18 protein-coding genes are annotated in these 21,710 nt (G+C 61.4%); 7 read left to right on the top strand and 11 right to left on the bottom strand.

All coding sequences use genetic code 11. The features are described from left to right. Positions 1 to 7: 7 nt before the first annotated feature. The 5 genes from atzF to AC2A6O_RS25905 are packed head-to-tail and all read right to left on the bottom strand — an operon-like array spanning position 8 to position 7,042. Positions 8 to 1,831, bottom strand: coding sequence for an allophanate hydrolase (atzF, locus tag AC2A6O_RS25925; protein WP_498931434.1), 1,824 nt, complete (start codon positions 1,829 to 1,831; stop codon positions 8 to 10). A 24-nt stretch (positions 1,832 to 1,855) separates the two neighbouring features. Beyond that, a complete protein-coding gene (locus tag AC2A6O_RS25920) occupies positions 1,856 to 3,508 on the bottom strand; it encodes a dipeptide ABC transporter ATP-binding protein (protein WP_498931433.1) in 1,653 nt (550 codons plus the stop codon). Further along, positions 3,505 to 4,389, bottom strand: coding sequence for an ABC transporter permease (locus AC2A6O_RS25915; RefSeq protein ID WP_148587497.1), 885 nt, complete (start codon positions 4,387 to 4,389; stop codon positions 3,505 to 3,507). The genes AC2A6O_RS25920 and AC2A6O_RS25915 overlap by 4 nt, the downstream gene beginning before the upstream one ends. Beyond that, positions 4,386 to 5,411, bottom strand: coding sequence for an ABC transporter permease (locus AC2A6O_RS25910; RefSeq protein ID WP_498931430.1), 1,026 nt, complete (start codon positions 5,409 to 5,411; stop codon positions 4,386 to 4,388). The genes AC2A6O_RS25915 and AC2A6O_RS25910 overlap by 4 nt, the downstream gene beginning before the upstream one ends. A gap of 5 nt (positions 5,412 to 5,416) precedes the next feature. Beyond that, positions 5,417 to 7,042, bottom strand: coding sequence for an ABC transporter substrate-binding protein (locus AC2A6O_RS25905; RefSeq protein WP_148587499.1), 1,626 nt, complete (start codon positions 7,040 to 7,042; stop codon positions 5,417 to 5,419). Positions 7,043 to 7,181: 139 nt separating this feature from the next. On the opposite strand from AC2A6O_RS25905, the gene AC2A6O_RS25900 reads away from it, so the two are divergent. Beyond that, a complete protein-coding gene (locus AC2A6O_RS25900) occupies positions 7,182 to 8,111 on the top strand; it encodes a LysR family transcriptional regulator (RefSeq protein WP_148587500.1) in 930 nt (309 codons plus the stop codon). On the opposite strand, the gene AC2A6O_RS25895 is transcribed toward AC2A6O_RS25900, so the two are convergent. Continuing rightward, on the bottom strand, positions 8,086 to 9,654 hold the full coding sequence (locus tag AC2A6O_RS25895) for an amidohydrolase family protein (RefSeq protein ID WP_498931427.1): 1,569 nt from the start codon (positions 9,652 to 9,654) through the stop codon (positions 8,086 to 8,088). The two genes, AC2A6O_RS25900 and AC2A6O_RS25895, sit on opposite strands and share 26 nt — an antisense overlap. A gap of 126 nt (positions 9,655 to 9,780) precedes the next feature. Further along, positions 9,781 to 11,103: an MFS transporter gene (locus tag AC2A6O_RS25890; protein WP_162530143.1), complete on the bottom strand. Its 1,323-nt coding sequence runs from the start codon at positions 11,101 to 11,103 to the stop codon at positions 9,781 to 9,783. 454 nt (positions 11,104 to 11,557) lie between these two features. Here AC2A6O_RS25890 and cyoA point away from each other — a divergent pair, with 454 nt between their 5' ends. Genes cyoA through AC2A6O_RS25865 form a run of 5 tightly spaced genes read left to right on the top strand, consistent with a single transcriptional unit; the run spans position 11,558 to position 16,559 of the window. Continuing rightward, positions 11,558 to 12,691, top strand: coding sequence for a ubiquinol oxidase subunit II (gene cyoA, locus AC2A6O_RS25885; protein ID WP_498931425.1), 1,134 nt, complete (start codon positions 11,558 to 11,560; stop codon positions 12,689 to 12,691). Positions 12,692 to 12,751: 60 nt separating this feature from the next. Then, positions 12,752 to 14,767 carry a cytochrome o ubiquinol oxidase subunit I gene (gene cyoB / locus AC2A6O_RS25880; RefSeq protein WP_148587504.1) on the top strand — a complete coding sequence of 672 codons (2,016 nt, stop codon included), beginning with the start codon at positions 12,752 to 12,754 and terminating at the stop codon, positions 14,765 to 14,767. Beyond that, positions 14,764 to 15,399 carry a cytochrome o ubiquinol oxidase subunit III gene (gene cyoC / locus AC2A6O_RS25875; RefSeq protein WP_498931423.1) on the top strand — a complete coding sequence of 212 codons (636 nt, stop codon included), beginning with the start codon at positions 14,764 to 14,766 and terminating at the stop codon, positions 15,397 to 15,399. The genes cyoB and cyoC overlap by 4 nt, the downstream gene beginning before the upstream one ends. Next, entirely contained in the window at positions 15,396 to 15,791 is a 396-nt protein-coding gene (cyoD, locus tag AC2A6O_RS25870) for a cytochrome o ubiquinol oxidase subunit IV (RefSeq protein ID WP_148587505.1), read from the top strand. Before cyoC ends, cyoD begins: the two co-directional genes overlap by 4 nt. A gap of 24 nt (positions 15,792 to 15,815) precedes the next feature. Next, positions 15,816 to 16,559, top strand: a complete 744-nt coding sequence (locus AC2A6O_RS25865; protein ID WP_498931421.1) for an SURF1 family protein — start codon at positions 15,816 to 15,818, stop codon at positions 16,557 to 16,559. A gap of 69 nt (positions 16,560 to 16,628) precedes the next feature. Here the strand turns inward: AC2A6O_RS25865 and AC2A6O_RS25860 are convergent, their stop codons facing one another. Continuing rightward, positions 16,629 to 17,501 (bottom strand): LysR family transcriptional regulator, encoded by an 873-nt coding sequence (locus tag AC2A6O_RS25860; RefSeq protein ID WP_498931419.1) that lies wholly within the window; start codon positions 17,499 to 17,501, stop codon positions 16,629 to 16,631. A 120-nt stretch (positions 17,502 to 17,621) separates the two neighbouring features. Between AC2A6O_RS25860 and AC2A6O_RS25855 the strand changes: the two genes are divergently transcribed. Then, entirely contained in the window at positions 17,622 to 18,383 is a 762-nt protein-coding gene (locus tag AC2A6O_RS25855; protein WP_498931417.1) for an SDR family NAD(P)-dependent oxidoreductase, read from the top strand. Positions 18,384 to 18,552: 169 nt separating this feature from the next. On the opposite strand, the gene tcuB is transcribed toward AC2A6O_RS25855, so the two are convergent. Genes tcuB through AC2A6O_RS25840 form a run of 3 tightly spaced genes read right to left on the bottom strand, consistent with a single transcriptional unit; the run spans position 18,553 to position 21,684 of the window. Next, entirely contained in the window at positions 18,553 to 19,632 is a 1,080-nt protein-coding gene (gene tcuB, locus AC2A6O_RS25850; RefSeq protein WP_498931415.1) for a tricarballylate utilization 4Fe-4S protein TcuB, read from the bottom strand. Beyond that, complete coding sequence (gene tcuA, locus AC2A6O_RS25845) at positions 19,616 to 21,007, bottom strand: FAD-dependent tricarballylate dehydrogenase TcuA (protein ID WP_498931413.1); 1,392 nt, start codon at positions 21,005 to 21,007, stop codon at positions 19,616 to 19,618. The genes tcuB and tcuA overlap by 17 nt, the downstream gene beginning before the upstream one ends. Next, positions 21,004 to 21,684: a GntR family transcriptional regulator gene (locus tag AC2A6O_RS25840; RefSeq protein ID WP_498931411.1), complete on the bottom strand. Its 681-nt coding sequence runs from the start codon at positions 21,682 to 21,684 to the stop codon at positions 21,004 to 21,006. Before AC2A6O_RS25840 ends, tcuA begins: the two co-directional genes overlap by 4 nt. Positions 21,685 to 21,710 lie beyond the last annotated feature (26 nt).

Raw genomic sequence — 21,710 nt, 5'->3', positions numbered from 1 at the left:
TCTTTCTTCACTCGGCCGCGGCGATGGATGGGCCCCCGGCCGCGTTGGCCATGAACTTCCGCCAGCTGCCGAGGTGGGAGATATTTTCTGCGCCCTCTGTTCCGACCGCCTCGCAGATGAAGCCGGTCACGCTCGTGCCGTCGGCGAGTTCGATGGTGCCCAGCCCGAGCGGAGCCGGAATGCCGGCGAGGAACCCGCCAACCTCGGCAGCGGGCAGCGCCCATATTTCAAGTTCGATATGGCTGCCGGACCCGGGCGTGCCCCTGACAAGGCCAGGACGTTTCGGTGGTCCGCCTGCAAGGGCGAAGAGCGCATAGGCATCGCTGGTCTCGCCGCTTTTGAGAAAACGACCGCCTCGGCCGGTCAGCTCACCGTTGAGTGCCATGCCGGACATATGCGCACCGCAGACCGCGATGGCGATTTCGCCGGTGTCCGGTGCGGGCTGAAGCTCCACGGGTGCGGGCAATGCCCAACCGGTCGCACCCAGCGTATGCGGCGCCATCTGCTCAAGCCGGCTGCCCACCGCTGCCAGAAATCCGTCGCGGCCCGCCGACGCCAGAAGGGTGACGTTGCCGGGACGGCCATCGCCGCGCGGTGCCACCGGAACGGCAAGGCCGCTCATATCCAGCAAGTTGACGAAGTTGGTGTAGGTGCCGTTGCGCGAATTCGGCCCGACCGGATCAGCTTCCAGATCCGCCACGCTGTAGAAGGTCGGCATTGTCGGCACACACAGGAGGTCCAGCTCGGCCAGGACCGGCTCGGTCTTTCGCGCCAGTTCCTTCAGGCGGTAAATTCCGCGGAAGGCATCGGTCGCGCTCAGGTCCAGCGCCGCCCCGACGATCTTTCGGGTCACCGGATGAACGGCTTCCAGGTTGTCGCGCATCAGGTCCTCAATGACCGTATGGCGCTCGGCCACCCAGGCCCCTTCGTAGAGCATGTGGGCGACATCGTAGAACGGTGTGAAATCAACCTCGACGATCTCGGCACCATCTGCTTTCAGCAGGGCAACCGTGTCGCGGAAGGACTTTTCCTGCGCCTCGTCACCGCAGAATTCGATGGAACCGGCATCGGGAATGCCGATCCGGAGCCGGGGTGGAACCGGCGCTGGCGCAGTCACGGGGATCTGCCTGGAATAGGCATCCGTTTCATCATATCCGGCGGCAGCCTGATACACGCAGTAGGCGTCTTCCACGGTCAGTGCAAAGATCGAGATCGTGTCCAGCGTCCGGCAGGCCGGCACGACGCCGCTTGCCGACAGAGCGCCGAGCGTCGGCTTCAGGCCGACAATGTTGTTGAGCGCGGCAGGTACGCGCCCGGAGCCGGCCGTGTCCGTGCCGAGCGAAAAACTGACGATACCGTGGCCGACTGCAACCGCGGATCCGGAAGACGACCCGCCCGGCACAATTGCCGGGTCGACGGCGTTTTTCGGCGGCTGGAAGGGGGAGCGCACCCCGACCAGCCCGGTCGCGAACTGGTCGAGGTTCGTCTTGCCGATCAGAAGCGCGCCCGCCTCCCGCAATTTCTTGACGACGAAAGCGTCGGTGTCCGCCTCATATGCGTAGGCGGGGCAGGCAGCCGTCGTCGGCTTGCCGCCCGCGTCGATATTGTCCTTGATGACAAACGGGATGCCCCAGAGCGGCAGAGATTCGTCGTACTTTCCCAATCCGGCCGCCTGACCAAGCACTTCCTGCTTGTCGATCAGATGGATGAAGATCCCCGGATCATCGACGGCCTCGATCCGGCGATAGACTTCCTCGACAATATCCGCGGGACTGGTGCCATCCGCATAGGCGGACTTCAGGGACGAAAGCGTAAAGGGAAGTTCGAACATCTTGATCCTCAATGTCTCTTTTTCTCATTCGGCGGCGGAAAATGTCGGCTCCGCCAAGGCTGGCGGGGTTGGCGCGGCGGCCAGCAGCTCCCGTGTATAGGGATGGGTCGGGGCTTCCATGACCCTGTCGGCCGGGCCCTCTTCGACGATCTCGCCGTCGCGCATCACGATGACGTGGTCGCAGAGCAGACGGACGACATGAAGGTCGTGGCTGACGAAAAGATAGCTGATACCGAGCTTGGCCCTCAGGTCCACAAGCAGGTTGAGCACGATTGCCTGGATGGAGACGTCCAACGCGGCGGTAGGTTCGTCGAGAATGAGAAATTCCGGATCGACCGCAATGGCCCGTGCGATGCCGACCCGCGCCTTCTGTCCACCGGACAGCTGATGGGGAAACCTGTCGAGCAGCGGTCGCGGCAGACCGACCAGGTCCGCCAGTTCATCGATCCTGTCCTGACGCTCCTTGCGGGACAGGCCGGAAAGGCGGGCCAGCGGCTCGCCGATGGAGTGCCGTGCCGTGTGACGGGGATTGAAACTGTCTGTCGCGTCCTGAAACACCATCTGGATCCGCGCCCTGCGGGGGTCGCGGGCGAAGTCCTTCGCAGGTGTTTTCGCCAGATCCTCGCCGTTGAAGAGAATTTCGCCACTGGTCGGATCGGCCAGGCGCACGAGAATGGCGGAGGTCGTGGACTTGCCGCAGCCCGATTCTCCCACAAGGCCCACGCTCTGCCCCTTCTTCACGGCGAAGGATATGCCCTTGACCGCTTGCACCGGACCGGACTTGCCCTGGTAGGTCTTGACCAGGTCGCGGACCTCCAGGAGCGGCGCCGTCGCCTTGGCAAGCACCGGCGCTGCTGTGCGCAGCTCCGAGGGTAGAAGAGACCGCACGGAGGCACCCGCGCGGGGCGTCGCGTCGACCAGCTTGCGCGTATAGGCATGTCGGGGGGCTGCGAACAGGCGCTCGGCCTGTCCCTCCTCCACAACTTCGCCGTCCTTCATGACCGCGATCCGGTCGCAATATTGCGCGGCCAGACCAAGGTCGTGGGTGATCACAATGGCGCTCATGCCGCGTTCGGCAATCAGGTCGACGATCAGGTCCATCACCGCTTTCTGAGTGGTGATGTCGAGGCCCGTGGTCGGTTCGTCGGCAATCAGCAGCTTGGGGTCGCAGGCAAGAGCCAGGGCGATGACGATGCGCTGGCACATGCCGCCGGACAGTTCGAAGGGATAGGCGCTGTAGCGTGCCTCCGCGTCCCGGATACGGACCGCCTCCAGCGCCTTGATCGCTTCGGCGCGGGCATTGGACCGGGTCGCCCTGGAATGGCGGCGCAGCACGTCCTCGATCTGGTGGCCAACCTTGCGGATCGGATTGAGGGCCGCGCGCGGGTTCTGGAAGATCATGGAGATTTCCCGGCCGCGCAGGTCTCGCATGACGCTTTCCTTGACGGTTCCCAGATCGATACCGCCATAGGACAAGGCACCGCCGGTGACCCGGCCGTTGCTCTCCAGCAGGCGCATCAGCGCGTAGGAGGTGACGGATTTTCCGGATCCCGACTCCCCGACAATACCGAGAACCTCGCCCTTGGTGACATCCAGGGACACGCCCCGCACCGCATCGACGTCACCGCGCCGGGTCTTGAAGGAAACCTTGAGGTCCTTGATCGACAAAAGGCTCATGTGCGTTGCCGGGGGTCGACAATGTCGCGCAGCCCGTCTCCCAGGAGGTTGAAGGTGAATACGGCGAACATCAGTGCAAGACCCGGGAAGATCGCCAGCCACCATTCCCCGGACACGATGAAGTTGGCGCCTTCGGCAACCATGATCCCCCATTCGGCCGTTGGCGGCCGGACACCGAGACCGATGAAGCTCAGCCCCGCCGCGTTGAGGATTGCCCAGCCCAGGTTCAGCGATACCTGCACCATCATCGGCGGCAGCGCGTTGGGGAAGATGTGCACGGCCAGCACACGGATGTCGGAATTGCCGGCCAGTTTGGCTGCCTGCGCGAACCCGGCGTCCCGGCGAATGTTCACCTCGGCCCGAACCAGCCGGGCATAGAAGGGAATGTTGATGACCGCGGTCGCGTAGACGATATTCTCGACGGTGTTGCCGAGCGCTGCGACAATGCCCATGGCGAGGACAAACAGCGGAAAGGCCATGATCGTGTCGAACAGCCGGTTGAGCACGGAATCGATCCAGCCGCCCCAATATCCGGCGATGCTGCCGAGGATCGATCCGATCAGGAAGGACAGGGCCACCGCGGCCACGGAAATAACGAGATCAAGCCGTGTCGCCACGACCACCCGGCTGAGCACGTCCCGGCCCAGGTTGTCGGTGCCGAACCAGTGATCGAACGATGGCGGCTGCAGCGCCTGCGCCGCATTCGAGGCCATCGGATCGTAGGGCACGAGCGCCGGACCGAGGATCGCGGCGACAAGCAGCACGGCGAACATGGAGAAAGCCAGCAGAGTTACCGGATTGGAGCGCAGGACATAGGCCGCGTGAGCCAGCGCACCGTCGGGCTGTTTGGCAGGCAGGGAAGCGGTCGCCAGATCACTCATTTGGTTTCAAATCCGATACGGGGGTCGATGAGCGTATAGGTGAGATCGATCACCAGATTGAGCGCGACGAACAGCAGCGCCATCGCCAGGACGAACCCCTGAACGGCCGCATAGTCGGACACCACGAGCGCCTCCACCGCGTAGGAGCCGATGCCGGGCCAGGCGAAAACCTTTTCCACCAGGACATTCGCGCCAAGCGTGAAGGAGAACACCATGCCGAGCGTCGTGATGACCGGCAGAAGCGCATTGCGGAACGCATAGGTGAACAGCACCTTGTCCTCCGTGAGACCGGCGGCGCGCGCCGTGCGAATGTAATCCGAGGACAGAGCGCTGAGCATGGCCGCGCGGGTCATGCGCGCCAGCGGCGCCAGGGTGAAAAGCGCCAGCGTCGTCGCCGGCAGCACCAGTTGCTTGAGCGCACCGATCCAGGTCTCCCAGTCGCCAGCTATTGCCGCGTCGATCAGGTAAAAGCCGGTGACATGATCCGGTTCGATATAGATGAAATCCAGACGGCCGAGCGGAGACGGCGCGATGCCGAGCAGGTAGTAGAAGACATAGATCAGCACGATGCCGGTAAAAAAGGTCGGCAGTGATACACCTGCCGTAACGAGCACCCGGCACAGGTGATCGACTGCCGACCCGGGGCGTGTCGCTGCCAACACGCCAAGCGGAATGGCGATGCTGCACGAGAGCAGCAGTGCCGTCAGGGTCAGTTCAAGCGACGCTGGAAGCCTGTTCGCCAGATCTTCCAGCACCGGCTGCCCTGTCGAGAGCGAATTGCCGAGATCGCCGGAGAGCACATCTCCGGCATAGACCAGGAACTGTTCAGTCAAGGGTTTGTCCAGCCCGAGCGCCGTCCGGATCTCGGCGATCGACTGCTCGTTGGCCGCGGCGCCCGCAAAATAGACGGCCGGGTCGCCGGGAAGGGCGCGGGTCAGCAGAAAGCTGACCACGACCACCCCCAGGATCACGGGAATGGCATGTGTGATCCTTAGCCCGATCGTCGACAGGCGCCCGGCCATCAGCGTCAGACCTTCTTCAGTCCGCGGACATCGAGCTGGCGGTGGAACCAGTACTCGTAGCCTGCAAGGTTGCGCGTGCCGACATTGAGCGCCGGCTGCCACAGGGCAATACGCGGCACCTCGTCCCAGACGATCTCGATCATGCGCTTGATCTTGGGCGCATAGTCGGGATCCTCGACCGGCATGTGCAGCGCTTCCGGTGTCAGTGTCTCGATCTCTTCGTTGCGGTAGTTGGACGAGTTGAAGAGATGGCCTTCCTGATAGGCCCAGAAGAAGTAGTAACAGGGATAGTTCAGCCAGCCGCCGAACGTTTCAAGATGCAGCGGCAGCCGCTTTTCGACCAGCGAGGCGGTGCGCCAGTTGGCCCCCGGGATCTTCTCGATAGTTGTCTTGATACCGATCTTGGCGAGGTTTTCCTGGATCAGCAGGGCGGCTGGCTCCATCCAGTCGCTTTGCGACAGGTCGATGGACAGCGGCACCTCGAAGCCTTCACCGTAGCCGGCTTCCTCCAGAAGGGCCTTGGCCTTGTCGAGATCCGTGGAATACGGGAATTTCTGCGGCCAGGCGATATCTGCCGGCGTCGCCGACTGGCCGCCCCACAAGGGGGCGCCGCGGCCGTAGGCGGCCGTCTGGAACACTTCCTCGTAAGGCACCGACCAGGCAATCGCCTGCCGAACCCTCTTGTCCTTGAACGGTTCGAACGAAAGGTTCGGACACAGGCAGTAGATCGCGTTTTCGACGGGCGTCGTCGTGACCGTGATGTCCTCGGTGCCGGACAGCTCCTTGGCGTCCTTGTTGGGCATGTTGAAGGACATGTTGACGTCGCCGCGTTCCAGCAGCGCACGTCTGGTGGCGGGGCTGGGCACTTCGCGCAGGACAACACGCTTGACCGCCGGGACCGGGCCAGACGTCCAATCGTCGTTGCGTTCATAGACAAGCTGCTCGCCCGGCTTCCAGGAGGCTACCTTGAAAGCGCCGGATCCGGCCGGGGTCTTGTGCAGATATTCCATCGCCCAGGGATCGTCTTCGGTCGCGTGTTCGCGCGCCACCTTGGCGTTGATGATCATCGGCACCGGAACCGCGAGATCCGGCAGGGTCAATTTGGATTTGCGCAGAAGATTGATCTTGAAGGTGAATTCGTCGATGGCCTCGAACTGCTCCGGTTTCTCGAGGGAGCCGGCCTTCATCTGCACCGTCGGGAACCCGCCCACGCTGACCGCCCTGTCAAAGGACCATTTCACGTCCTCGGCGGTGATCGGCGAACCGTCCTGGAACTTGCCTTCCGGGCGCAGCTTGAAAACGATCGCCATGCCATCATCGGTGAATTCCCAGCTTTCGGCCACTTCGGGCTCGATCACCGCATAATCATAGGACAGGCTACCATCCTCTAGCGTCTTGGTGCCGAAACTCACGAGCCGGTCATAGACATTCACGGCCACCTGGTAGCTCGGGCGGTTCGTCCCCTTGCGGTGAATGTCCAAGCTGTTGATGGTCTGGCCGGTGACGGCCACCACCACGTCGTTGCCGGCGGCAGAGGCCGGCAGCACTTTCAGAAACGGTAAAACGGATGCTCCGAGCGCTGTCGCTCCGACGCCCGTGAGAAACCCGCGACGTGAAGTTTCATAGGTCATATCGGTCCCCTCTTGGAAGGAAAGGGGAGAAAGCCCCTCCCTCTCGGACCTACGATGCGCGCCTTTGGTGAGTACTTCTATTGCTATTTTTGCACCTTTGTGCTTCAAAATTTGCAGCGCCATTTGTAAGGCATTGAAAATGAGGCACCTTCAAACGCTCAAGCTGATCGATGCAGTGAGCAAGGCCGGTTCCATCCGCAAGGCCGCCGAAGACATGAACATCACGTCGTCGGCTCTGAACCGCCGCATTCTTGGATTTGAGGAAGAGTTCGGCGCCCCCATCTTCGAACGCCTTCACGGTGGGGTTCGCCTCAATCCGGCCGGCGAGCTGTTGATCCAGCATATTCGCGGGCAGCTGGCCGATATGGACCGGGTTCGCAGCCAGGTGGCCGACCTGTCGGGCCTGCGGCGTGGCCATGTCAGCATTGCCTGTTCCCAGGCGATCCAGCCCTATTTCATGCCGGCCCAGATCGCCGCCTACCGGGCCGAACATCCTGGCGTTTCCTTTTCGGTGCACGTACGCGACCGGGATGCGGCGGAGGAGGATCTGCGCGCCTTCGAAAGCGACCTGGCGCTGGTCTTCGAGCCCGCGCACCTGGGCGATTTCGATGTGCTCCTGTCCGTGGAACAGCCTGTCTACGCGGTCATGGCCAGGGACCACCCCCTTGCGGCGAAGGAAAGACTGCGCCTGAGGGACTGCCTGGGTTATCCGCATGTGGTTCCGCCGAAACGGATCGGTATCCGCTATCTGCTCGACATCGCCGTGGCGAACATGAGCCAGAAGATGGAGCCGGTCGCAGAAGCCGATTCCTTCGAGTTCATGCGCCACTACGTGCAGCAGGAAAGAGCCGTCGGTTTCCAGTTTCCCATCGGCCTCAACATCTACGGAGACGAGCGTCTGGTCTTCAGGGCACTGGGCAAGGAAGACGTGCCGTATGGCAATCTGACCCTGATGCAGATGCGTGGGCGCACCTTGTCAGTCGCCTCCGCGCGCTTCGCCAATCAGTTGGCGGCAGCTCTCAACAGCCTGCCGAATGAATTGGTCAGGATTGGCCGGCAATCGCGTTGAAGCGGTAGGCTCGGCGCGTGTCTTGCCGATAACGCGCGTCGAACCAGCGCGTCATGTGTTGCAATAGCGCCGCCGTCCTGTCTTGCGCTTCTCGTTCCTGCGGGGTCAGTGCCGAGGTCAGGATAGTCCGGATCTGGTCCAGAACCGCGTCCCGGTCGATCGATGTCACCCTGCCGTCGGAGACGACTTTCCTGCCGCCGACAAACACGGTGTCCGCCGGCATCTGACGGGTGCGCTGGAGCAGCGCATCGACAAGCGGGACCCGGTCATCGATGAACGGACGGGCGATGTCATTCCAGTCGACGAGCACGATATCCGCTGCCTTGCCCACATCCAGTCGGCCGATCCGGCCCTCAAAGCCCGTGGTTGCCGCCCCGTGTTCCGTCGCCATCCGGAAGACATGTCCCGCGGAGGGGCGGAAGGTGGCAAGACCCGGTTCCCGGTGCAGCGCCCAGACAAGCCGCATTTCCTGCAGCATGTCCCGGTCGTCGTTGATCCCCGCTTGGTCGATGCCAAGGCAGACCGGCACGCCCTTCTGAAGCATGTCGTTGACCGGGGCGACGCCACTGGCCAGGCGCAATCCCGAGCTGGCATTGTGGCAGATCGTGCAGCCGCATTCCCGGACAAGATCAAGGTCTTCCGCATCGGCCCAGATGCCGTGACCAAGCGTGAGGTTGCCGGTCAGACAGCCCAGGTCCGCCAGATGCCGGATCGCCGACTTGCCATAGGTGCGGCGTGCGTATTCCGCTTGCAGCCTGGTTTCCACCAGATGCATGTGGATCTTCGAACCGGTACGTTGCGCGGTGTCGAAGATCCCGGCAAGGCAGTCATCGGAACACCAGTGCAGATTTGCGGGGGCGAGCTGCCAGGAGACCGCTTGCGGGTCCGCCTTTGCCCAAGCTCCCTTTTGCGCCTCGAACCAATCCATATACGCGTTGATCGGTGCCTTGCTGGCGGCAAGCTTCGGCCGCCAATAGGCCGCTTCGTCCTCCGGCAGTCCGGTCAGAAACGGTTCGTCGTCTTCATGGACGAGTTGGTTGCGGTCGCGGATCATGAAAGAGAAAGAGACCCGCATGCCAATGTCGCGATAGGCGCCAATGACCTTGTCCGAAAGATCCGTCCAGCTGTCCGTATCGCCGGCAAGGCCTGGATGGATGTGCTGAACCGTCGTCGTGCCCGATTCCAGCATCTCGATTGCCGAGTAGAGCGTATCGAGCCTGTGCCCGACATACCGCATGCCCCGGAATTGTGGCAGCCAGAGCTCCAGCGGACCATAGGGCACGCCAAGCTGGAAGGGCGTCAGCCCGGAATGGTGATGGCCGTTGACGAGACCCGGAAACGCGATCATGTCCGGCCCGCCTTCGACCGCAAGGTCCGGATATTGGGCCCTTAGACTGTCGAACGGCGCCACCGCCGCGATTACGCCGTCCCTGACATGAATGCCCGCTTCGGCCAGCACCTCTCCTTTCAGATCGGTGTTGATGCCGATGAGCGTGGCCCGGGTCCGGATCAAGTATTCCGATTTGGCTGCCTGTCCACTCATGACCCTTCTCCGGATGTCGACGGGGCGCCGCGTGCGGCGTTCGGAAACTCCCGCTCATACCCCGGATCGGGGACGAGCGTACGCGTCGCCTTCATCTGTGCGCTACGGAACCAGGCAGGCTTTCACTCAGATATCTCCGCCACTGGAAGCCGACTGCCGCGCATGCTTTTCACGGAAGGTCAGCACTGTAAGGGCAGCCAGTGTGACCAGCGCCCCCGACAGAAGGTAATAGCCGGCAGAGGCCACGCCGAAATTGAGCGAAAGGCCGAGGGCTACAAGAGGGGCGAAAGCGGCGCCGAAAATCCACGAAAGGTTTACGGAAAGAGCGCTCGCGGTGTAGCGGTACTGCTTCAGGAACCGGTTGGGCAGGATCGCACTCGCCTGCCCGTAGGAAAGACCGAGCAGAACGTAGCCGACAAGGACATAGGTCACGCCGCCGTCGAGCAGGTTTGTCACGATGAAGCTGAAGAGCGCGATTGCGACCGAAACGGCGGCAAGCATTTTTCTGCGCCCGAACTTGTCGGACAGGACGCCGGAGATCACCACGGACGGAATGGAGATCACACCCCCGACCAGCAACAGCAGCAGGAAGTCGGAGACCGGATGCTGGGCCTCAAGATAATCGAAGGCCAGCGGGAACACGGTGACCATGTGCAGGATAGCGTAGCTGGCAAGCGGCAGGAATGTCGCGAGAAGAACGTCCTTCCAGTGCACGGAGAGCATTTCAAAGAAGGGGCTCGACTTCAGCAGTGCCTCTTCCTTGAACATCTCGTGTGCTTCGGTGTGAATGAGCTGCAGCCGCGCGAAGAGCGACACGACGTTCACCGCCAGCACGGCGAAGAACGGCCAGCGCCAGCCCCAGCTCACGAATTCCTGCACAGTCAGGAAACCGGTCAGCACGTAGAAGATTGCGGCAGCGACACACAGGCCGATCGGCGCTCCGAGCTGCGGGATCATCGCGTACCAGCCACGCCGGTTTTCCGGCGCATTTGTCTGGAGGAGCAGCGTCAGCCCGTCCCAGGATCCACCCTGGCCGATGCCCTGCCCGATGCGCATGACGATCAGCAGCAGCGGCGCCAGAATGCCCGCCGTCTGGTAGTTTGGCAAAAGCCCGATCGCCATGGTCGATCCGCCGAGGACGAAGAGGGCAAGCGTGATCTTGCCGGATCGGCCGATGCGCGGCTCGAGCCGTTTGAACACCTGGCTGGCAAAGGGCCTGACGAGAAAGGCGAGCGGAAAGACCGCAAACGACAGCATGATGCCGGTCGCCGCATCATAGTTGGGAAAGAAAACCGCCGGAAAGACGAGCACGGACGCAAACGCGTAGACGAAGAAACCGAAATGATCGGTTACGCGCGCCATGACGACAGTGATGATGTACTCGTCGAGATCGAGGTGTTTTGCGGCGCCGTTGGCAAGGTTGCCATGCGCATTCGTGGCATCAGTCATTCGGGTTCCCTGTGTCGTTCCCGTTCGTTGCAGTCTGAAAACCGCGCAGCGAATATCCTTTGAGCTCGCGCGGTGCTTCGGAAAGAAACCGGCGAACGGCATCGCCGGAAGAACGTTCTCCTCTCATGTCAACTTCCCGCGCACCGATTGGTTTCCCTGAGACGACCTTATAGTGCAGCGCGAAGAAGCTCCTCCAGCGGAAGCTAGCACGATTTTTAGGCTTTGCGCCATGGTCTCTAGGGCTTGCTGTGAAACACACCTATAAGTATATATACTAATTTCTTGCAGCTGGAGTTATGCTGCGACGCAATATCGCCTTGTGCGCGCTGCAATATCGGGATAATAAGTCGCTCAGAAGGTGATCCCACCTCGAACTGAGGCCACCCGTCCGTTGCGCCGCACCGTTGGCGTATTCTGGCCAGGCCAGACTTTACCCGACCAGCGGTGATCCCATATGAGACTTTCCAAACTTGCGCCTCTGTTGGCGGCAGCGCCTTTTCTCAGTGGCTGCAATATGGTCGTGATGAACCCCGCCGGGGACATCGCAAGCCAGCAGGCTGAACTCATCATTTATTCGACGATCCTCATGCTGATCGTCGTCCTGCCAGTAATGGCCCTTACAGTCATTTTCGCAATCAAGTACAGATCCTCCAACAAGGACGCGGAGTACCAGCCCGACTGGCACCACTCCACGAGCCTGGAAATCGTCATCTGGACGGTTCCGATGGCCATTATCATGTGCCTCGCAGGACTGACCTGGGTCGCAACGCACCGTCTCGACCCCTATTCACCACTCGAACGGATTTCTGCCGAAAAGGAAATTCCGGCAGGTGAAGAACCATTGGTGATTCAGGTGGTCGCCATGGACTGGAAGTGGTTGTTCATCTACCCCGAACAGGGCGTCGCGGCGGTCAACGAACTTGCTGCTCCGGTCGACCGGCCGGTGAAATTCGAGATCACCTCGTCCACGGTCATGAATTCCTTCTTCGTTCCCGCACTCGCAGGCCAGATCTACGCGATGGCCGGCATGCAGACCGAACTGAATGCGGTCATGAACGAGGAAGGCGTCTATGACGGTTTCTCGTCCAATTACAGCGGCGCCGGCTTCTCGCATATGCGGTTCAAGTTCCACAGCGTCGATGAAAAAGGCTTTGAGGATTGGGTCGCCAAGGCGCAGGACAGCGAACAGCCGCTCGACCGCACGGCCTTTCTGAAGCTCGACGAACCGAGCATTGCAAACCCTGTCAGCTACTACGGCTCCGTCGATCCGGAGCTCTGGAACGCTGTCATCAATCTGTGTGTCGATTCCAACGATCTGTGTCAGAACGACATGATGATGGTCGACGCATTGGGAGGAGGAGGCCTGGAGGGCCTTCAGCTACGCGACGTTTTCGCGGGGATCTGCAGTTCAAGCAACCCGACGGGTATGCTGACCAGGATCCGCGGCAAGCGCGAAGTCAAGAAAGCGGAAGGTCAGCTTGAGCCGCTGTCGCTCGCCGCGATCAATGTTTCCGGGGTACTCAAGGACTTGGCCGGCTCCCCGAGGGCTGGTCCCGAGAGCGGCACGCAACCCGAAACCGACAGATAACGGCGCGGCGCCCGGAAATACGGGCGCGCAGCTCTCCCGAAATTTCAGTTTGAGGACATAATGGCGGCAGTTGATTATTCGCGCTGGGATCCCATCGTCGGGAAACTCGGCTGGGACATCTTCCCGTTTCACGAACCGGTGGTTCTGGTAACTTTCATCGGCGTCGTCATCGGCGGCGTGGCGGTTCTGGGCGCTCTGACCTATTTCAAGCTCTGGGGCTACCTGTGGAAGGAATGGTTCACCAGCATCGACCACAAGAAGATCGGCATCATGTATATGGTGCTGGCGCTGGTTATGCTGGTACGCGGCTTCGCCGACGCGCTATTGATGCGCGTTCAACAGGCCTGGACCGCCACTGGCGGCGCCGGGTACCTGGAGCCGCATCACTACGACCAGATCTTCACGGCCCACGGCATGATCATGATCTTCTTCGTGGCCATGCCCTTCGTGACCGGGCTGATGAACTTTGTCATGCCGCTCCAGATCGGTGCCCGTGACGTCGCCTTCCCCTTCCTGAACAATTTCAGTTTCTGGTTGACCACCTCCGGCGCCGTACTCGTGATGATGTCGCTGTTCATCGGCGAGTTTTCGACCGCGGGCTGGCTGGCCTATCCGCCGCTTTCCGGGATCCAGTTCAGTCCCAGCGTCGGCGTGGACTATTATATCTGGGCCCTGCAGATCGCAGGCATCGGCACGACGCTGTCGGGCATCAACCTGATCGTCACCATCGTCAAGATGCGCGCGCCCGGCATGGCCTACATGAAGATGCCGGTCTTCTGCTGGACGGCGCTTTGCACCAACATCCTGATCGTTGCCACCTTCCCGATTCTGACCGCCACCCTGGTGCTGCTGACGCTTGACCGCTATCTCGGCACACATTTCTTCACCAACGACCTTGGTGGCAATCCGATGATGTATGTGAACCTCATCTGGATCTGGGGTCACCCGGAGGTTTACATCCTCATCCTGCCGATCTTCGGCGTCTTCTCGGAAATCGTTTCGACTTTCAGCGGCAAGCGCCTGTTCGGCTATACCTCGATGGTCTACGCGACGGCGGTCATCACAATCCTGTCGTACATCGTCTGGCTGCACCACTTCTTCACCATGGGCGCAGGCGCCAGCGTGAATTCGTTCTTCGGCATCACCACCATGGTGATCTCGATCCCGACGGGCGCCAAGATGTTCAACTGGCTGTTCACGATCTACAAGGGCCGGATCAAGTTCGAGTTGCCCATGTACTGGACCCTCGGCTTCATGCTGACCTTCGTTATCGGCGGCATGTCGGGCGTGATGCTGGCGGTTCCGCCGGCGGACTACGTGCTGCACAACAGCCTGTTCCTCATCGCCCACTTCCACAATGTGATCATCGGTGGCGTGGTCTTCGGTGTCTTCGCCGCAATGACCTATTGGTTTCCCAAGGCCTTCGGCTTCCGCCTCGCTCCTTTCTGGGGCAAGGTCTCCTTCTGGTGCTGGCTGATCGGCTTCTATCTGGCCTTCATGCCGCTTTACGTGCTCGGCCTCATGGGTGTCACCCGGCGCCTCAGCCAGTTCGAGGGTACTGCCTATTCGGCGTACTTCGTCGTCGCCCTGATCGGTGCGCTGTTCGTGGCCGCAGGGATCGCAGCCTTCCTCATCCAGATTGCGGTCAGCATCCGCAACCGCGAGGCGTTGCGCGACACCACCGGCGATCCCTGGAACGGCCGGACGCTCGAATGGTCGACGTCTTCCCCGCCGCCCTACTACAACTTCGCCTTTACGCCGAAGGTCCATCAGATTGATGCCTGGTGGCAGATGAAACAGGCAGGGTACGAACGGCCGCTGGATAACTTCGAACCGATCCATATGCCCAGATACACCAGCACGGGGATCATCCTCTCAGGCATCATCACGGTGCTGGGTTTCGCCCTCATCTGGCACATCTGGTGGCTGGCGGCGATGACCTTCGTGGTCGCGATCGCCTACGGCATCGATCATACCTTCAATTATGACCGTGAATACTACGTCCAGCCGGACGAAGTTGCCGGGATCGAAGGCGAACGGACCAGACTGCTTGCCGCGGAGGTGGCCCCGAAATGAGTACCGAAACCGCAATGGGGCAGCCGGAATTCTACGTCCGGCAGTCCGCACACGACGACGAAGGCGAACACCACCACGAAACCGGCACGATGCTGGGTTTCTGGATCTACCTGATGAGCGACTGCCTGATTTTCGGCACGCTCTTTGCCACCTACGCCGTGCTCGGCCGCAACTTCGCGGCCGGCCCGTCGCCGGCAGACCTGTTCGAACTGGACATGATCCTGCTGTCGACCTTCATGCTCCTGTTTTCGTCGATCACCTACGGCTTTTCCGTACTGCGCATGGACAAGGGAGATCTGAAGGGCACGCAGATCTGGCTTGTTGTCACCGGCCTTTTCGGCCTGGCGTTCCTTGGTCTTGAAATCCACGAGTTCAGCCACCTCTGGCACATCGGTGCCACGCCTATGGCCAGCGCGTTCCTGTCGTCCTTCTACACGCTGGTTGGCACGCACGGGCTCCATGTCACCGCCGGGTGCATCTGGCTGGTCGTGCTGCTGGTTCAGCTCAAGATGCGCGGGCTGACACCTGAAAACAAGCGCAGGATGATGTGCCTTTCCATGTTCTGGCACTTCCTGGACCTGATCTGGATCGGCGTCTTTTCCTTTGTCTACCTGGCTGGAGTTCTCGTATGAGCGCGTCTTCAAACACCTCCTCCGGTAACAGCCAGGACCACGGCAGCGCGCATGGTGGTCACGGCTCCTTCCGGAGCTACATGATCGGTTTCGGTCTCTCTGTCGTTCTGACGATCATCCCCTTCTGGCTGACCATGACCGACGTTCTGGACAGCCGCCTTCTGGCCGTTGCGATCGTGTTCATTCTCGGCGCCGGTCAGATGATCGTGCACATCTATTTCTTCCTGCACATGAATTCGCGTGCCGAGGAAGGATGGCTGGCAATGTCGCTGAGTTTCACGGTGTTGCTTGTGGTCATCGTGCTGTCGGGATCGATCTGGGTCATGTTCCATCTCGACGAAAACATGATGCCGTCCCATGATCAGATCGAACGGGTGAAATCACTTCCCTGACGGAGACCGGGACCTTCGAAACAGATGACGGACTGGCGAAAACGCGGCGTCTTGAACTGGGTTCTGGTTGGCGTTTCCGCGCTGATCGTCGTCTGTCTCGTGCTGCTCGGCAACTGGCAGCTTCGGCGCCTGGAATGGAAGACGGAACTGATCCACGCTGTGGAGACACGCGCGTACGGCGAGGCAGTTCCGGCACCCGGCAGGTCCGACTGGCCTGACGTCACGGCGCAAAGCCATGCCTACCTGCGCGTCAGCGCCGAAGGACGGCTTCTCGGGGGCAAAACCGTCTTCGTCAAGGCGCTCACCGAACTTGGCGCCGGTTTCTGGATGCTGCAGCCGCTTGAGCGCCCCGACGGCGAGATCATCTGGATCAACAGGGGCTTCGTGCCTTCCGAATACAGAAGCAGCCCGGAGCGGGACGATGGCACCGATCGCGAGGGGGTGACTGTCACGGGTCTGCTGCGGATCACCGAACCGGGCGGGACCCTCCTGGAAAAGAACGCCCCTGACGAAAACCGCTGGTATTCCCGCGACACGGAAGCCTTCTCTAGCAAAACAGGCCTCAGCGACACGGCCCCCTATTTCATCGACGCCGACCATACCGGTGCCCCGGAAGCGTTGCCCAGGGGTGGTCTGACCATCATCAACTTCCGCAATCACCACCTGCAATACGCGCTCACCTGGTACACCATGGCGCTGCTGCTGATCGGCGGTGTCGGCTATGTGGTTTGGCTGTCGCGGCGACCGCCGACGTCAGATGAGGACTGATCCGTCACCTGGCTGCCTCAGCCGGCGCGTGACATGAACCTCGTGGGCTTCAGGACGTTTGAGATGCCTTCAATCAGGGTCTTGTCCGAACTCAGTCATCGCAAATGAGATGAAGCTGCGCATTCGCGGCGTCATGCGCTGATCTCGATAGTAAAGCAGTGACATGGGCCGTTCGCCCAGTCGCCAGTCGGGCAGAAGCTGGACAAGCTGACCGTCATCGACGTCGGCTGCGAGAAGGATGACCGGCTGCATGACAATCCCCAGGCCTGCGCGGGCCGCCATGCGAACCGCCTGACCGCTGTTGACGGTAAGATGGCGCAACGGTGCGACCTCCACGACATCATCACCCCTGGAAAAGCGCCACGATGATCTTGCTGCCGGTGTGAAGCCGATTGTTTCGTGGCTTGAAAGATCATCAGGATGTTCAGGCTTGCCATTGCGCGCCAGATAATCCGGCGCAGCGCAAATCATCATCCGGTAGGGGGCAAGAGGCCGTGCAATCAGGCGGCTGTCAGGAGGCGTGCCAATACGGAAGGCAATGTCGAAGCCCTCCTCGACGAGATCAACGTTGCGGTCCGTCAGGACCACGTCCAGCTCGACTTCGGAAGCTATCTCGCGATAGTCCCTCAATGCGGGCACCAGTCTTTCCGCGCCGAAGGTTGTCGGTGCCGTGATCCGCAGCTTGCCACGCGGCGCCGTTTGTAACGTCTCGGCTTCGAGCTCGGCCAGGGCAACTCGTTCCAGAATGTCCCGGCATTGGTCGAAATAGGTCGCCCCGAAATCGGTCAGGCTTTGACGGCGCGTGGTGCGATTCAGCAACCGGGTGCCCAACCGCGCTTCCAGCGCGGCGACGTGCTGCCCGACCATTGCCGGGGACAGGCCAAGCTGTTCGGCCGCTGCGCTCATCGAACCTGCCTGCACGGCCGTGACAAACGCTTTCATGGATCGGAACACGTCCATTCGATAGTCATACTTTCATATCATTCAAATTATTCAGCAATTATCACATATCAATCGATCAATTACCATCTGCTTCGATATCAATTGCTCGCGGAGAGGCACATGGCACAGACACGGTTCAAGGGAAAAACAGTCATCATCACGGGCGCGGGAACGGGCATGGGGCGTGCTGCGGCCCTCCGCCTCGCAATAGAAGGCGCGCAACTCGCTCTGCTCGGGCGCCGGCCGGAACCGCTTGAACAGTTGGCATCCGAGATCACGGCGGCGGGCGGTCGGGCGCTGGCGCTCGCCTGTGATATTTCGCTGGAGGACAAAGTTTCCACGGCCGTCCAGAACACGCTTGATCACTTCGGCCGCGTGGATGGCCTCTTTGCCAATGCGGGCGTTCTCGGCACGTTCAAACCGCTCGGCGCAACGGAAGCCTCCGACTTCGCCCCGTTGATCGCGACAAACCTTCGCGGCACGTTCCTGACCATCAAGCACTGCCTGCCGGTTCTGGAGGGCGGGGCCATTCTCATCAACGCGTCGTGGACCGCGAGCGCCGTAATGCCTGGCGCAGGTGCCTATGCCGCCACGAAGGGCGCTTTGCTCGCGATGATGCGGACGCTGGCAGTCGAGCAAGGCCCCCGCGCCATCCGGGTTAACGCGATCAGCCCCGGCATCATCCTGACGCCGATGGCTGATGATGTACTCGCCCCCGATCTGGCGGACCGCCTCGCTTCACAAGCCGCCCTGAAGCGCAACGGAACGCCTGAAGACGTGGCGGGTACTGTCGCCTGGCTACTTTCGGATGACTCGGCCTTCGTGACCGGCCAGGAGATTACCGTGGACGGTGGATATACGATCGGGGGCGTCAGGCTGTGAGCGCGATCGTATCCGCGTCAGGTGATGAAATCCGGAAAAAGCAGTGCCGATCGCTCAAGTGCGAGCGCGGCCTTTCGGAACTTGATCAATAGCGATCGGCGGGTCGGGCGCGCGGCAAGGACGAGGACTGACCTTCCGACCGCGCCCGACCAGCCGCGCTTGCGCGGGATCACACCACTAGCGACCCTCGCCTGTGTGCCTCGAGCGTCAGAGCCGCCATACGATAGAAACCGTGGGCCATCTTGGAATAGGGTGTGAGCAGGAAGAAGGTCAGTACCGTCCCGAGATGAAGCGGCAGCAGCAGAGCCACTGCCCCCGTGCCCGAAGCGGCATAGAGCGCAATGCCGGTCGCCGATACGGCGAAAAGCAGCACCACGAATGCCATTTCGCCACCCCATGCGGACGCCGCGCCGAGGTTGCGGTCGGCTTTCAGCTTGAGCGCCGCCATATAGCCGGTTCCCAGGCACAGCAGGAGCCCGCCGCTCAGGCCGAGCAGTTTGGGCAGGCTGAAGAAGCTATACGGCGCTTCCATGCCAAACAGGTAATGCATCACCGTTGCCGTCGAGGTTGCTGCGAAGCACAGAAGAAAGCCATAGAGCACAGCCTGGTGGGCGTGACGGCGGGCGTTGGAGAACCGGTCGGTATCTTCGAAGTTACAGCCGTCTCCGTGCCCGCCCGCAAGATTGCGCATCTTGCCGGCGGAGACGATTGCCGCCCAAAGGTCTGCGGGCGACACGTGCCCGCCGCCCACTGTGCGCCAGTAATTGCGAAGCGAGACAGCCAGGACCGCAAGCGGCAGCACGAAGGCCGGCAGGAAGATCGCCACCATCAGGCCATGCGACATATAGGCATAGAACCCCTCCCCGCTCGTCGGACGAAGAGCCTGTGCCAGCACGAACAGCAGGGCGAACGCCACCGTCATGAGTGCAGCCATGGCGACGCCGGACCGGTCGAACAGCCGTGCGAAGCCTTTGGGCCAGGCATGCAGTTTCCAGCTCTCCTGGCGCACTTCGGCAAGCGCGCCGGGCAGATTGAGGTCGAATTCATGCGGCGCCGTATATTGACAGGCGTAGTAGCAGCCACGGCAATTATGACAGAGGTTCGCCAGTTGGGTGATATCTCCGTCGGAGAAGGTCCTGAGGCTGTGCAGGGCCGGAAAGACGGAGCAGTATCCCTCGCAATACCGGCACGCGTTGCAGATTTCGGCCTGGCGACGTGCCTCGCCGATGAAATCAGGCTGCATTTGCATAGGTGGAAGCCTCCCTGCCTGCGATCCGTCCGAAGACAGTGCCAATCGTCATGCCGAAACCGGCCAGATAGCCTTGTCCAAGAATGGATCCGGCCATTGTTTCACCCGCAGCCCAGAGGTTTTCGACGGGCCGGGCGTTCATGGAACACTGGGCATGATCGTCGACCTTCAGGCCCAGATAGGTGAAGGTGACGCCGGTGCGCAGGCTGTAGCCGTAAAATGGCGGCTCCGTTATCGGGCGAGCCCAGTTCGTCTTGGCCGGCGTGAGGTCGCTGGTGGAGACCCCGTCCAGTTCAGTCGGATGGAAATTCGACGTATCTCCGCAGGCGGCGTTGAAGCCGTCGACGGTTTCGCGCAGCCGTTCGGGCGGAAGCCCCATCTTGATCGCCAGATCTTCGATTGTCGGCGCCTCGATGGGGGGGAACACTGACGGCATGAACAGTTCCAGAGATTTGGCGTCGATGATTACATAGCCGACCTGATCGGGTTGGGCGGCGACGAGCCGGCCCCAGATGGCGTAGCGCTTTGGCCAGACATCCTCGCCCTCGTCGTAGAACCGTTCAGCATTCTTGTTGACCACGATGGAGAACGGCACGCAGTCGAGACGGGTGACGATGCCGCCGTCATATTTCGGCGCGCGCCCGTCAATGGCCACCGCATGACACTGGGTCGGATCGCCAACCTGTTCGATGCCCTGGTTCAGAAGATCGGCCAGAACGATGCCGCGATTATAGGGCGTGCCGCGGATCAGAAAGTTTTTCGCGGCCGGCCCCCAGGCCCGGGCCAGCCAGTCCGTATCGGCCTGAAAGCCGCCGGACGCGACGACGACTGCCTTGGGTGCGATCCGATACGACCGATCGCCTTTCTTGTAGTCGAGCCAGACGACCTTGCCGTCGTCCAGTTCAAGATGGCTGACGGCGGCTTCGTACTCCACCTCGACACCCAGTTTTCCGGCGGTTCGATAGTAGGCGTTCACCAGGCTCTTGCCGCCGCCGAGAAAGAACGCGTTCGTCCTTGCAAGAGAAAGCGTTCCTGAAAGGGAGGGCTGGAAGCGGACACCGCGCTCCTCCATCCAGGGCAGGCATTCCTCCGAAGTCCGGATTGCCAGCCGGGCAAGCTTCTCGTCGGTCTTGCCACCCGTCACCTTCATCAGATCGGCGAAATATTCGTCTTCGCTATAGCTTTCGACCAAAGGCCCGAGTGGCCCCTGGTGCATGCAGCGAAAATTGCGGGTGTGCCGGGAGTTGCCGCCACGATAGGCCTTGGGTGCCGTTTCCAGGATCAGGACACTGGCGCCAGCTTCTGCCGCCGTCATGGCGGCGCACAGTGCTGCATTCCCACCTCCGACGACGACGATGTCGACTTGCTTGGTCATAGAAGGTCTCCGTCGTATGACTTCCGGGCACGCAATGACCGGACTCTCACCCGTTGAGCCATTTCGATATGCGCTCGCATCGCCGCTTCGGCGAGTTTCCCGTCGCGGATGCGCAACGCTTCCAGAATGCCGAAATGCTCTTCGACAGCCTTCTCCGCGCGATCGGGTTCGGTCAGGGTCGTGGGTCCAAGGATCATCAGCGATTTCTGCAGGCTGTTCATCGACCAGCTCAGAAAGCGGTTCTTGGCAGCGTCCAGAAGGGCGGCGTGGAACTGGCGGTTCAGAACGAAGGCTTCCGGATCGCTACCCAGCCGCTCCAGTTCGCGGTTCATGTCGAACAACTCGTCGATTTCTATTTCCGAAGCAGCGCGTGCGGCAAGGCGCGCCGCCGTGCCCTCAAGGACCGCACGCATCTCGTAGAGCTCCATCACCTCGGCATAGTCGAGGCTGCGTATCGTCGCGCCCAGGCGCGGCACATGCGCGACAATTCCATCGGTTTCCAGCAGGCGGATCGCCTCCCGAACCGGCGTGCGGCTCACCCCGAGCCGCTCGGCGATTTCGGTTTCCCGCAATCTGTCGCCGGGGTTGAGACGGCCGTCTCGGACCTCATCCAGAAGCTGCCTGTAGACGGCATTTCCCTGCGATGAATCGGGTGCTGCTGCTGCTTCGTCATTCATGGCTAGACTTGCCTTCGTGATTCTTG

This window comes from Labrenzia sp. ATLA3, from assembly GCF_057180185.1.
Note: the sequence above shows the minus strand (reverse complement) of the source record. Positions and strands in the feature narration are given on the sequence as shown.